Here is a 12,010-nt window from a genome sequence, read left to right on the forward strand (position 1 = left end):
GTGGTGTTCGAGTTCGAGCATTTTCGCGACTTCGTCCACTTTTTGTTTGATGGTGGTTTTGTCGGTGCCGGCGAGGACGAGGGGGAAGGCGATGTTTTCGGCGACGGTCATGTGGGGGTAGAGGGCGTAGGACTGGAAGACCATGGCGATGTCGCGGTCTTTGGGGGCTTTGTCGTTGACGACTTGGCCGTCGATGCGGAGTTGTCCGTCGGTGATGTCTTCGAGTCCGGCGACCATGTTTAAGGTGGTGGATTTTCCGCAGCCGGAGGGGCCGACGAGGATGATGAATTCGCCGTCTTCGATGTGGAGGTTGAAGTCGTCGACTGCGAGTGCGCCGTCTGGGTATCGCTTGATGACGTGGTCTAAGACTATCTCGGCCACTGGGTGCTCCTTTAAGTGTGGGCGCGCGCCGGGTGCTGGGGGTGGTGGGGTGGTTAGCCTTTGACGGCGCCGGAGGTCAGGCCGGCGACGATGCGGCGCTGGAAGAACAGGACGAAGATGACGATGGGGATGGTGATGATGACTGCGGCGGCGGCGATGGCGGCGGTGGGGCGTTCGTAGGTGGTGGCGCCGGTGAAGTAGGACAGGGCGGCGGGCACGGTGCGGGAGGCGTTGGTGGTGGTGAAGGAGATCGCGAAGAGGAAGTCGTTCCAGCAGGCGATGAATACGAGGATGGCGGTGGTGAATACGCCGGGCATGGCGAGGGGGGTGATGACTTTGCGGAATGCCTGGTAGGGGGTGGCGCCGTCCATTTTGGCGGCTTTTTCGAGTTCCCAGGGGATTTCGCGGAAGAACGCGGACAGGGTGTAGATCGCCAGCGGGAGCGCGAAGGTGACGTAGGGGATGATCAGGCCGAGCCAGGTGTCGAAGGTGCCGATCGCGGTCTGGATCTGGAACAGCGGGGTGACGAGCGCGATTTGGGGGAACATCGCGATGAGCAGGGACACGGCGATGATGGTGCGTTTGCCGGGGAAGTCGATGCGGGCGATGGCGTAGGCGGCCATGGTGCCGAATACGAGCGCGATGAAGGTGGAGATCACGCAGATGCCGATGGAGTTGATCAGGGCGCGGATGAATTCGTAGTCGCTGAAGATCTGCTGGTAGGACTCGGTGGAGGGGGAGCGGGGCAGGAAGTTGCCGTCGTTGAGGGTGCCGGCGTCTTTCAGTGACAGGGACACGATCCAGATGACGGGGATGAACGCATACAGCAGGACGAGGGCGTTGACACCGGCCCACATGAATTTGCGCTGGGTGGTTTCTTTGTGGTAGCTCATCTGCGATCGTCTCCTGCTCCTGGAGCCGCTGCTCCGAAGAGCTTGATGTATATGAACGCGATTATCGCGATGCTGATGAAGATCAGGACGGACATGGTGGATCCGATGCCGAGGTTCAGGCCGCGGATCAGGTTGTTGTACGCCAGGATGGACACTGAGGAGGTGTCGTTCGCGCCGCCGGTGAGCACGAAGATGTTGTCGAAGATGCGGAACGAGTCCAGGGTGCGGAACAGCAGCGCGACCAGGATGGCGGGTTTGATGATGGGCACGGTGACCCGCCAGAACCGCTGCCAGGCGTTCGCGCCGTCCATGGAGGCGGCTTTGAGGAGGTCTTCGGGGACCAGCGCGAGCCCGGCCATGAGCAGCAGCGCCATGAACGGCACCGTTTTCCACACCTCGGACAAGATGATGATCCACAGTGAGGACCAGCGTTCGGTTAGGGGTGCGGAGTCCCCGGCGAGCCACCCGAGGTTCTGGGTCCAGGCGAACCGCCAGGAGAACGCCGCGACCACGGTCACGATCGCATACGGCACCAGCGCGGAGGTGCGGACCAGGCCGCGGCCGATGATGGCGCGGTGCATCACGATCGCGAGCAGCATGCCCAGGATCAGCTGGAAGAACGTGCCGATCACGGTGATGAACATCGTGACCCCGAACGCGTTCCACCAGATCGGGCTCGACAGCACGGTGATGTAGTTATCGAGACCGATGAACTGGTTCTCGTCCGGGGTCCGCAGATCAGCGCGGAAAAACGACAGCCACACCGCGTACACCAGCGGGTACGCCGCCACCGCGAGCATCACGATGATCGCGGGCGCGCACAGCAGCAAACCGAGGCGCCGTTCAGCGCGTTTGCCCTCACTGTGGCGCTGGCGGGCTTTGCGGATGCTTTCGTCAGCGCCCGCCGCGGCGGGACCTACAGCGCTTGTGGTCATGGCAGGATGCCCCTTCCTTCCAGGGTTTCCTGGATCCGGTCACGCAACTCGTCCGCGGTGCGGTCCGGGACGATCGCGGCCGGCGGGGACAGGGTGGAGGACACAATCGTGGAAATGTTCTGATAAAACGGTGTCTTCGGCCGCGGCACCGCGATCTCCAGCTGCTCGAGCAAGATTTCATACATCGGGTACGCCTCCTGGAACTCCGGATCCTCGTACACCGTCCGGTTCGCGGGCACATCACCAGCATCAAGAGCGGCCCATAACTGATGCTCCGGGCTGCGCAGACACATCGCCGCGTCAAACGCCTCATCCGGATGATTGCTGTAGGTGCTGATCGCGTAATTCATGCCACCGAGAGTCACCCGCGCGTCCTCACCGGCGACGACCTCGGGATACTGCGCGAACGCCATATCCTCATACACCGCGCGGGACTGCGCATCGGTCTCCGCGGCCGAACGCATCGCGCTCAGCACATACGGCCAGTTCAGCGCGAACGCCGACCGGCCCTGCTGAAACTCCGCGAACACCTCCGGCTCCTGCGCGTTCGACAACGACCGGCTCGCCAGCCCCGACCGCGCATACCGATTCAGCAACTCCAAAGCCTGCACCGTGGTCTCATCAATCGTGGCCTCGGTGCTGTCCTCATTGACCAGATCCCCGCCAAACGAGTTCAGCAGCGTGTTAAACCCCACCACCAAACCCTCATACCGGGCACCAGTGAAACCGATCTCGTAAATCTCACCACGATCCCGCAGATCCGCCGCCATCTCCAGCATCTCGTCCCACGTCTGCGGCGGCTCCGGCACCACCGACGGCCGATACCACAACAACTGCACATTCGTATGCTTCGGAATCCCGTACAACACGTCCTGCCACGTCGCGGTATCAATCGGGGGCTGCAACGTATCCGCGGTCGCGAGCTGCGCCTGCTCCGGAGTCAACTCCCGGATCCAGCCCGCCTCCGCGAACTCCGCCGTCCACGTCACATCCATCCCCAGCAAATCCATACCATCATCACGCGAGGCCAACCGCCGCACGAACTGCTCCCGCTGCGAATCCGCATCAGCAGGCAGAAGATTCCCCACAATCCGGTACCGGCCCCCCGCCGCCTCATTACACGACGCAATAATCCGGTCAAAACCCGCCGCCGCAGTACCCCCATACACATTGATGACAACACCATCATCAGACGCACACGACACAAGACCCACCGCGAGCGCTCCCGCCAAACACGCGGCCGGTACCCGCCTCCATTTGTGCGAGCGCACAGTCAGGAACGTGTGTTCCATGCTCGGCTCCTAGATTCTCAAATTGCACTAGTGATGTACTTCACACCGTGCTCCTGAGTGCGGACGGAGAATGGTGCTTAGAGGGAGCCGTTATGAAATTGTTATGCATAATCGTGGTGCTTGAATTAGCAACACCCGAGGTGGTGGACAAACGAGTGGGCGACGTCTAAGACGGCAAGGCCCGGCACAGACAGTTCCGGCTGTGATTTCAACTGCGCGAGGCACATACGGTCATGCGGAGGGCCGACTTTTCCTGGCGGAGACGCTGTATCTAAATCACTATGCTAATGGAGCCCGGCGACTGGCTTAAACCAAAGATCAGGGAATTCGTCAACCATTCCAGTCACCATTGGACGCCAGAGAAGCGCGGTGCCAGCCAGGCAGTAGACACCGATAGCAATGAATGGCGCCAGGTGCCCGATATCGTTGTAGCCGATCACTGGATGGATGCCGACAGCAGGCACGAGCGCGGTCATAATGGCACAAGCAAGAACCGTCAGCAGTGCCCGCGAACCCGGACGAAGGCCACACCACACCATGGGCAGCGCCGCAACACCGGACGCCAACAGTGCGGTACCAAAGGCCAGACGATCAGCCGCCACGAATGCCACCGTTTCCGCGATCAAGTCGACATCGCCGAGATACTGGAGGTCCTGTGGCACGAACACCCGCGTGTGACCTACTGCGGTGATCATCGCACCGCCCGATATCAGCCCAATAGCGGCTAACGCGAGCAGCGCTCGTCCACGCCCAGCCGGGCTCCACAGCCATGCTGTCGCCCCCGGCGTGAATAGTGCTCCGGGTATGCGGCTCGCACGCCCGCTGACGACGAGTGACGTCGCGTACACTGCGGCCGCGACCAGAATGACTATGGTTGTGTCAGTCCGCTGCGGCAAGGTAGCGAGGTGCCCAGCGAGGAATCCGGCTGCGGCGGTGCTGCCGGAGAGGGCAAGTGCCCACCACGCCCACGCGTAACCTGCTCGCAGGTAGCGCCACGCTAGCCACCCCCACAGCATTCCGAGGCACATCATCGCCCCGGCCAAGTTCACCCGGTTGTGCAGTACGAAGAGCGCGAGTGGACCGTCCGGGCTGATGTGTGCGGCGCGGAGTTCGGCTGTGAGGCGGGGAGTGAGCAGCGCGTCTGTTAGCCCACCGACCCCCGTCGCTACAAGTAGCGCTGCAACCAAGAGAATTCCGGTGATAGCCGCGGGCCGCACCGGTGCAGTCGAGTGGGATTGCGGTTTGCTGCGGCGAGTCATCAGGCTAGTGTTGATGCGGCGCGGCAACCCGGGACCAGCGTAGATCAGGCCCTCGTAGAGCGCGATCAAATCCGCGCCCGAGCGGAGCGCTTCCCTGGCATCGCTGGGCGTCATGACTCCCGGTCCGCCGATAATGGTAAGGCTCCTGCCGAAGCGCGCCCGGAGTTCGCGCGTCAGTGTGCAAGAGTGGCTAAGCAGGAATGGGCCGGACTCACGTCCGGCAGGAAGCAAGCGGGTTTCGCTGCCTGTGAGTATGACTCCCGCGCAGCCCGCGGCAATCGCTTCCCTCGTGCAGCGGATGGCCTCTTCTGGCGGATAATCTGCCGCGAGTTCCACGATTACTGGCACGCCGGCTTGTTCCGCCCACACGCTGAGCGTGTGAAGCCTGTCGGAGGGTGGCATCGGAACGATCACACCGTCCGCGTGCGGCGCCACATCCTTAATGACCGAACTGATGTCGTGTCCGGTGACGGCTACAAGTACAGGCCCTCGTGCCATGGGGTCACGCAGCTTCGGTACCACGTCACGGATATTTGCCGCGTCACGTTCACCTGTGAGTACCCCGCACACGTCGTGCAGCAGCCGGGTCTCGTGGCCTGCATCGCTTGAAACTGGGCCCACGATAGTGAACCCGGCGCCGAGGTAGTGCCACATTCGAAGGCCTTCGCCGGTGAGGTCGACGTGAGCACCGATACCGGCGGGCGCGGGGAAGTGCATACCCAAAGCCTTCACCGTGAGACGAGGCGAGGGCCGCGCCGCAGCGAGCCATTCGAACAAGCGCCTGCCCGTGGACGATTTCCCTTGTAAACCAACCGCTTTCACCGTGAGTGCACGGGCATGTACATGCGGCAGAAGGCGCGTGACTAGCGGCCGGTAGAGGACGTAGGTGTAATCAGGCATCGAGACTCCTCGGGTGGTCTCACGATGCTCCGTCTAATTGGCTGCGAGTTCTAGCGACCCTAGGTGGACAAATGCCGCCACCTCAATGGCCGCGGTGGTCCATTATCGGGGTGCGGGGCCCGAACTTTGGCTTGTACGCCAGTCCGCTCGCGCCCAGCAGAAGCACAGCCCTGTAGCGGTGCGGGCGCAGCGGAGCAAGATACTCCACCATCGCATCGTCATCGAGCGGTCGTCCCAGCAGAGTCCATCCAATCATCGCGGCGAGGTGGAAGTCTCCCACGGACAGTGCGTCCGCGTGACCAAACGCGCGCTGTGCCGTCTCAGCCGCGGTCCAAACACCAACCCCCGGTATGTTCTGGAGGTACGCGAGAGCCACCTCCGGATCGGTGAGCTGCTCAAGCTGCTCACCGCGCCGGGCTGCGTGAATGATTGTTTTCGCGCGCCGCGGGTCGACTCCAGCTTTGTGAAACTCCCAAGACGGTACCCACCGCCAGGTTTCCGGTGGACACCACATCGGCCTCGGTGCCGGACCAGGTGCGGGAGTTCCGAATTGACGGACGAGCCGCCGCCACGAGGCACGCGCCGCGATGCCGTGCACCCGCTGCTCGAGGATCGCAGGAACGAGGGCCTCCATTACTCGGCCTGTTCGGCAGATGCGGACCCCTTGCGCCCGGTGCTGAGCTTCCCGCAGCACCGGATGATGTGGCCTGAAACTTGATGGGTCATCTTTCTCACCCAGCAGTTCTGGCACTGTTGTGAGGAACTCGTCCGCGCCGGGGCCCCACGCCGAAACACCGACTGTGTGCGCGTCGGTCTGATGTATCCGGTAGGTCACCACACCTGACGGCATGCGGGACGCACGCCAGATCGCTCCGTCGCCAGCGTGGTGATGGCAGGGATCGCCTGCGCCGCGCGACAGCGGTTTGAGCGTGGCGGCGGCGTTGAGCTGATGCGTCACCGACAGTGTCAGCACAGCGCAACGATAGATTATGCGGGCCGCTGCCGGATGCGGTGGTACTCGTTGCGCCGGGGCGTCTGCTGCGGGTCGAGCCATTTCGGCGGAATCGCCTCGGGGTGTCCGTCAGCACCCATCCGTAGCTCCCACTCCGAGTCGTGCACGAGCCGATGATGGTACGGGCACACCAATGCAAGATTCTTAAGGTCGGTAGGGCCGTCGTCTTCGGCCCATTCGTCCATGTGGTGCGCGTGGCACCACGCCGCAGTCCGCGTGCACCCTGGAAAGACGCAACCCCCGTCACGAATGCCTAGTGCGCGGCGCTGCGGCACGCTCGAGGTCCTTCGGGTTCTGCCTAGATCGAGAACTTCACTTTGTGTCCCAAGTACTGCCGGTATCAGTTTCGCATCACACGCGATGCGCCGGGCATCGGCGGCAGGTATTGGATGCTCGTGGTTGAGATAGGCCGGTGCAGTCGACCGGCCTAGCAATTGTGCAATTGTCATCGTAACGACCACATGTGGGGGCTCACCGGCTGCATGGGGAAGTGCCGCCGACCGTTCCGTGAAGTCGAGCAGATCGGCGAGCGCGTCGCCGCTTCGTTCAGCCGCGGTGCGCGTGTCCGGATGTCCTTCTTCGCCAGAACGTGGCTCGGCGAGCGGGGAAAGCAGCACTTGCAGCCGCAGTCCTGATTCCTTGTCGAGCCTGCCACTCAGCTTCAGTTCGTCTCCTTTGCGGTTCCATTCGAGTCGCAATTCACGCCGCGGCTTGGCGGGCGTCTTCTCGTCCGGTGGCACATCTTGGTCAGCGAGGGTGAGAATGTGGCGGCCCGCTGCGCGTACAGCAGCCGGATCGGCCGCATGCGCCAGAGTGGTCAGGGTGCGTTCATGCTCTGCACGTTGCTCCAGTGTGATGCACGGCGGCAATGCAGCGAGGACATCATCAATTGCATCAAGGTGTGACGCGCTGATTCCGCCGCTGTGGAAAGAAGGTGCGGCATGCTCGAGTGCCGGTGGCACTACCGCGCCACCCAGCCCGGCGACGCTGCAGGCGCTGTGCGCTCGCCGGGTGCGACGGCGTGCATCACCGCGATCAATGTTCAGCACGTCTCGAAGCAAACCAGGCATGTCCCGATAGCCAAATGCTGAAGTGACTCCGCGTGAGGCGATTTCAGCGATGACCTCAGCCTGCCGGGCTAATGCCGCTCGCGCGGACCGTTCGTAGTGGTTGAGCAGCGCTATCACGTCAGCGTCTGTGAGCTGATACAACTCAGCCGTGAGATCTTCCCCCGTCACCCCATTATTATCGAACATATGTGCGGTACTATGCAATGGGTTGCATAGAAAACTTCAGAACCAGCACGAGCCTTTCATTACATGGACGTCCAATTATAGGATGTAGGTATAGTTTCTAGTGTCGTGGCGCTACGTGCGCGGGCGAGGAAAGGGAAAGTATGAGTGACGTCCTGATCGAGGAAGCTGACGGCATCGGCTTCCTGACGCTCAACCGGCCAGCAGCGCTCAATTCGCTCACGCACGACATGGTGCTGACGATGGAGGCAGCCCTGCAGAAATGGGAGCGGGACGACACCATTCGCGCCGTGCTGTTGCGCGGTGCAGGGGAGCGTGGGCTCTGCGCAGGCGGCGACATTGTCGCGATTTACCACGACGCCCGAGGAGGCGGCACAAGCACGGCAGACTTTTGGCGCGATGAATACCGCCTCAATGCGTACATCGCGCGCTACCCCAAGCCGTACGTCGCCATCATGGATGGAATCGTCATGGGTGGTGGTGTAGGCGTTTCCGCGCACGGCAAGATCCGGATAGTCACCGAGCGGTCCACCATCGGGATGCCTGAAGTTGGCATCGGCTTCGTACCTGACGTTGGCGGTACGCACCTGCTCGCGCGCACCCCAGGCGAGATTGGCACACACATCGCCCTTACCACGTCACGCTTTTCCGCCGGGGATGCGATCGCCTGCGGCTTCGCTGATCACTACATACCACGCGACAAAATCGGCGACTTCGAGGCCGCATTACGCACAGGCTCCATCGGCGACGCCCTTCGCGCGTTCGCCACGGCGGCACCTGAATCGGAACTCACCGCGCAACGCCACTGGATCGACGAGTGCTACAGCGCCGACACTGTCGAAGAAATTGTTGCGCGGCTCCAGCGGTACAGCGGGGTGCCAGAAGCCGCCAAGGCGGCCCAGCAGATCCTCGCGAAATCGCCTACCGCGCTCAAGGTAGCGCTGCGGTCGCTGCGCAGCGCCCGGCAGTCCGAGAGCCTCGAAGAGACGCTCAACGAGGAATATCGAGTGTCGATTGCGTGCCTGCGTTCCCCCGATCTTGTCGAGGGGATTCGCGCTCAGGTGATCGACAAGGACCGCAATCCACGCTGGACGCCCCCTACGCTGGAGCTGGTACCTGACGCTCAGGTCGGTGCGTTTTTTCAGTCACTTGGTGACGATGAACTGGGCCTTACGCCTTCATGATCGATCGGCAACTCGCGGACGACGTCGCATCCGTGCTGCAGTTCCAGGAGCAGCACGGCCTGCCCGGGCTCATTGATGTCCATACCCATTTCATGCCGAAACGCGTGATGGACAAAGTGTGGGCCTATTTTGATGCCGCCGGACCGTTGACGGGGATGACGTGGCCCATCGCGTACCGGATGGCTGAGGACGTGCGCGTTGAACGATTGCGTCAGTATCGCGTGCACGCGTTCAGTTCGCTCGTGTATCCGCACAAGCCCGGCATGGCGCAGTGGCTGAACAGCTGGGCGGCGGAATTCGCGGCCCGCACACCCGACTGCCTGCATACAGCGACCTTCTATCCGGAGGACGCTGCTGCCAGCTATGTGCGTGACGCGCTGACCGCAGGAGCGCGGATCTTCAAGTCCCACATCCAGGTTGGTGATTATGACCCGCTCGATCCACTCTTGAGCGGGGTGTGGGGCGACCTGGCGGATAGCGGCACCCCGATTGTCATTCACTGCGGGTCCGGCCCAGCGCCAGGGCGATTCACGGGCGCGGCACCGATCGCGAAGCTCCTGAAGGTCCATCCGTCGTTGCGCCTCATCATCGCTCATATGGGGATGCCTGAGTATTCGGATTTTCTCGAGCTCGCGGATACGCACGAGAGCGTCCTTCTAGATACCACGATGGCATTCACCGATTTCCTCGCTGACCTCGCGCCACTGGACCGGCGGGATCTGCCGCGCATTCGCGCACTCGGTGACCGTATTCTGTTCGGAAGCGATTTCCCGAACATTCCGTATCGCTATGTCCATGCGCTGGAAGTGCTTGAACGACTCAATCTCGGAGAGCCGTGGTTGCGCAACGTTTGTTACGAGAACGCGGCGCGTGTTTTCGGCGTATCCACCGATCGGCGGACATGAGGATCATCCGGTTTATCCGCCGATAGCTGGACAGACCGCGCGCAGTAAGCGGCGGATATTTATCTGCATCGAACAACCGCGATTATCGCGGAGAGGACGGTGCAGAGATGCAAGAACGATCCAGCCAGAATTGGCTACAGCGCGAACCTCACTATCGGCCACAAGGGTCGACGCAGGACGACATCACGAACGTTATCGTGCTTGCCCCGCCGCGGCACGGCTGCGAGTATCGCTCGCTGCGGCCGCTGCCGTTGGCGTGAGCTTCATTCCCTGGCGTTCTCGCGGGCAGGGGGTCGCATGATTGAGTCTCGCGAAGCGAAAAGCGCGAACTGCTCGCGCCTCGGAAGAACCACGCCGACGAGCCCGCGAAGCAGCGACCCACCGAATTGGGCGTAGTCAAAATAGTCGCGCCACACGGAGATCTTCCCGTCGCGAAACTCAAATGTCCCGCACACCCAGAATTCACAGCGGAAGCGGCCTAACGATAGTGCGTCTGTGCGTTCTGTCAGGACGACCCGATCATCGCCGGTGACGTTGTGAAACTGGACGTCGAATCTGAGCGAAAGCCGGTCCATCAGCGAAAACGCGCGCTGCAGGTGATTCCGCCCCCGAACCTTGGGAAGCGAGACGTTGTGCCACACGATGTCCTCTGTGACAAAGCTAAGCGCCTGCTCAACATGACGGTCACGCAGTGACGCCAAGAATTCGACCACCGTGCCGGTATTGGTGCTTGTCATCTGACGCCCTCCACATGTTTCATCGGCCATCCTCGTTGATTGTTGCATCAATCATTCAGCTTGGGGAGCCGGCAGATCGAGGTACACGCACGGTGATCCGGGTACCCGCGCCCGGTGCGGATGTCACCGTCAATGTCCCGCCCCTGCTTTCCACCCGGACGATCTGCGACGCAAGCCCAATGTGGCCCTCCGCAACTTTGCGCGCGAGAACGGACGGATCGAAACCCGCTCCGTCGTCAGTAATGACGAGGAGAATCTCACCGCTCGACTCTGACAGTTCTACCGAAACCGCGGTCGCCGCTGCGTGTTTAGTGATGTTGACGAGCGCTTCGCGCGCAACCCGGTACATCAGCGCCTGACAGTCCGGATGCCCCACATCTGTGATGCGGGTTGTCAGCTGAAAACCGCCGCGCGCCGCCGCCCGTTCGGCCAGTTCGGTGATCGCCGCGGCGAGTCCGAGTTGCGCGAGCACCTGTGGATGCAGCGTGCTCACCGTCGAACGCAACTGGACGGCGGTATCGCGCAGCGCGGACTCGGCCGCTGCAATGGCTGGGTCCGAGGTGCGCTCCATAGCTTCCTCTAGGTCCATGCGGGCGGCGAGTACATTCTGGAGTGGTCCATCATGCAGATGCTCCGCGAATTCCTGCCGCTCGCGTTCCTCCGTCCGCATGGACTCCGTGACAAGCTGCTCCCTCACCGCCAGCAGCGACGCGATGGTCTGGGACCGCCGAACAAGCACGAACGAAAGCCCCGTCGTCGCAGCGGTGAGCCACAAGAGAAAACCAAAGTACAAATATGCCTCGATCGGTAGATCGATGTGGTCCTCCCGCCATGCGAAGAGCAGCCAAACAAGCAGATAGCCGACTGCGACACAGACGCCGAGCAGCGCGGTGAGTCCGGGGCGGTAGAGAAACGCGACTGCGACGGGCAGCAGAAAGAAGACAGGCAGCAGTAGGGAAGTGGCACCGCCGGATGCTGCACACAACGCTAGCAGCGCAGTCAGGTCGACTACCGCAGCCGCCCAGCCTGCCCAGGAAGGAACCGGGCGGCGCCAGACAAACCACACCCACCACACTGAGATGAGGGCGTAGATCACCAGCAATCCCTGGAACAGGAACGGAAGCCAATGCTCATGCACGGGTACGACCGGACCGAGCAGCGCAATGAGCGCAATAAGAGGAAGTCTCAAGACCGCGGTGACCTGAACGGCCTCACGGACGTAACGAGCGACGGCACGGTCGCGAAACTGATTGGTCATG

The 12,010-nt window shown here is 62.2% G+C and carries 11 protein-coding genes; 2 read left to right on the forward strand and 9 right to left on the reverse strand.

Annotation, left to right across the window (positions count from 1 at the left end):
* The 7 genes from ONR57_RS00005 to ONR57_RS00035 form a co-directional block, all read right to left on the reverse strand.
* A partial coding sequence (locus ONR57_RS00005; protein ID WP_265120742.1) for an ABC transporter ATP-binding protein occupies positions 1 to 381 on the reverse strand: 381 nt, incomplete at its 3' end.
* Between the two features lie 53 nt (positions 382 to 434).
* Entirely contained in the window at positions 435 to 1,274 is an 840-nt protein-coding gene (locus tag ONR57_RS00010; protein ID WP_265120743.1) for a carbohydrate ABC transporter permease, read from the reverse strand.
* Positions 1,271 to 2,209 carry a carbohydrate ABC transporter permease gene (locus ONR57_RS00015; protein ID WP_265120744.1) on the reverse strand — a complete coding sequence of 313 codons (939 nt, stop codon included), beginning with the start codon at positions 2,207 to 2,209 and terminating at the stop codon, positions 1,271 to 1,273. The genes ONR57_RS00010 and ONR57_RS00015 overlap by 4 nt, the downstream gene beginning before the upstream one ends.
* A complete protein-coding gene (locus ONR57_RS00020; RefSeq protein ID WP_265120745.1) occupies positions 2,206 to 3,501 on the reverse strand; it encodes an ABC transporter substrate-binding protein in 1,296 nt (431 codons plus the stop codon). The genes ONR57_RS00015 and ONR57_RS00020 overlap by 4 nt, the downstream gene beginning before the upstream one ends.
* Positions 3,502 to 3,785: 284 nt before the next feature.
* The gene (locus tag ONR57_RS00025) at positions 3,786 to 5,660 is read right to left on the reverse strand and encodes a hypothetical protein (protein WP_265120746.1); all 1,875 of its coding nucleotides are present in this window, start codon (positions 5,658 to 5,660) and stop codon (positions 3,786 to 3,788) included.
* A gap of 82 nt (positions 5,661 to 5,742) precedes the next feature.
* Positions 5,743 to 6,633 carry a DNA-3-methyladenine glycosylase gene (locus tag ONR57_RS00030; RefSeq protein WP_265120747.1) on the reverse strand — a complete coding sequence of 297 codons (891 nt, stop codon included), beginning with the start codon at positions 6,631 to 6,633 and terminating at the stop codon, positions 5,743 to 5,745.
* Positions 6,634 to 6,647: 14 nt separating this feature from the next.
* Positions 6,648 to 7,910: an HNH endonuclease signature motif containing protein gene (locus ONR57_RS00035; protein WP_265120748.1), complete on the reverse strand. Its 1,263-nt coding sequence runs from the start codon at positions 7,908 to 7,910 to the stop codon at positions 6,648 to 6,650.
* Positions 7,911 to 8,068: 158 nt separating this feature from the next.
* On the opposite strand from ONR57_RS00035, the gene ONR57_RS00040 reads away from it, so the two are divergent.
* Both ONR57_RS00040 and ONR57_RS00045 read left to right on the forward strand, forming a co-directional pair.
* Entirely contained in the window at positions 8,069 to 9,109 is a 1,041-nt protein-coding gene (locus ONR57_RS00040) for an enoyl-CoA hydratase/isomerase family protein (protein ID WP_265120749.1), read from the forward strand.
* Complete coding sequence (locus ONR57_RS00045; protein WP_265120750.1) at positions 9,106 to 10,014, forward strand: amidohydrolase family protein; 909 nt, start codon at positions 9,106 to 9,108, stop codon at positions 10,012 to 10,014. The genes ONR57_RS00040 and ONR57_RS00045 overlap by 4 nt, the downstream gene beginning before the upstream one ends.
* A 263-nt stretch (positions 10,015 to 10,277) precedes the next feature.
* Here the strand turns inward: ONR57_RS00045 and ONR57_RS00050 are convergent, their stop codons facing one another.
* Together ONR57_RS00050 and ONR57_RS00055 are read right to left on the reverse strand one after the other, a co-directional pair.
* Complete coding sequence (locus ONR57_RS00050; RefSeq protein WP_265120751.1) at positions 10,278 to 10,751, reverse strand: limonene-1,2-epoxide hydrolase family protein; 474 nt, start codon at positions 10,749 to 10,751, stop codon at positions 10,278 to 10,280.
* A 55-nt stretch (positions 10,752 to 10,806) separates the two neighbouring features.
* A complete protein-coding gene (locus tag ONR57_RS00055; protein ID WP_265120752.1) occupies positions 10,807 to 12,009 on the reverse strand; it encodes a sensor histidine kinase in 1,203 nt (400 codons plus the stop codon).
* Between the last annotated feature and the right edge of the window lies 1 nt (position 12,010).

This window comes from Hoyosella sp. YIM 151337 (genome assembly GCF_026041215.1).
Classification (GTDB): domain Bacteria; phylum Actinomycetota; class Actinomycetes; order Mycobacteriales; family Mycobacteriaceae; genus Hoyosella.

What these genes read in the sequence shown, in the direction of transcription:
- ONR57_RS00010 (WP_265120743.1), bottom strand. Translation starts at nt 1,274, where the DNA reads ATGAGCTACCACAAAGAAACCACCCAGCGCAAATTCATGTGGGCCGGT.
- ONR57_RS00015 (WP_265120744.1), bottom strand. Translation starts at nt 2,209, where the DNA reads ATGACCACAAGCGCTGTAGGTCCCGCCGCGGCGGGCGCTGACGAAAGC.
- ONR57_RS00020 (WP_265120745.1), bottom strand. Translation starts at nt 3,501, where the DNA reads ATGGAACACACGTTCCTGACTGTGCGCTCGCACAAATGGAGGCGGGTA.
- ONR57_RS00025 (WP_265120746.1), bottom strand. Translation starts at nt 5,660, where the DNA reads ATGCCTGATTACACCTACGTCCTCTACCGGCCGCTAGTCACGCGCCTT.
- ONR57_RS00040 (WP_265120749.1), top strand. Translation starts at nt 8,069, where the DNA reads ATGAGTGACGTCCTGATCGAGGAAGCTGACGGCATCGGCTTCCTGACG.
- ONR57_RS00045 (WP_265120750.1), top strand. Translation starts at nt 9,106, where the DNA reads ATGATCGATCGGCAACTCGCGGACGACGTCGCATCCGTGCTGCAGTTC.
- ONR57_RS00050 (WP_265120751.1), bottom strand. Translation starts at nt 10,751, where the DNA reads ATGACAAGCACCAATACCGGCACGGTGGTCGAATTCTTGGCGTCACTG.
- ONR57_RS00055 (WP_265120752.1), bottom strand. Translation starts at nt 12,009, where the DNA reads ATGACCAATCAGTTTCGCGACCGTGCCGTCGCTCGTTACGTCCGTGAG.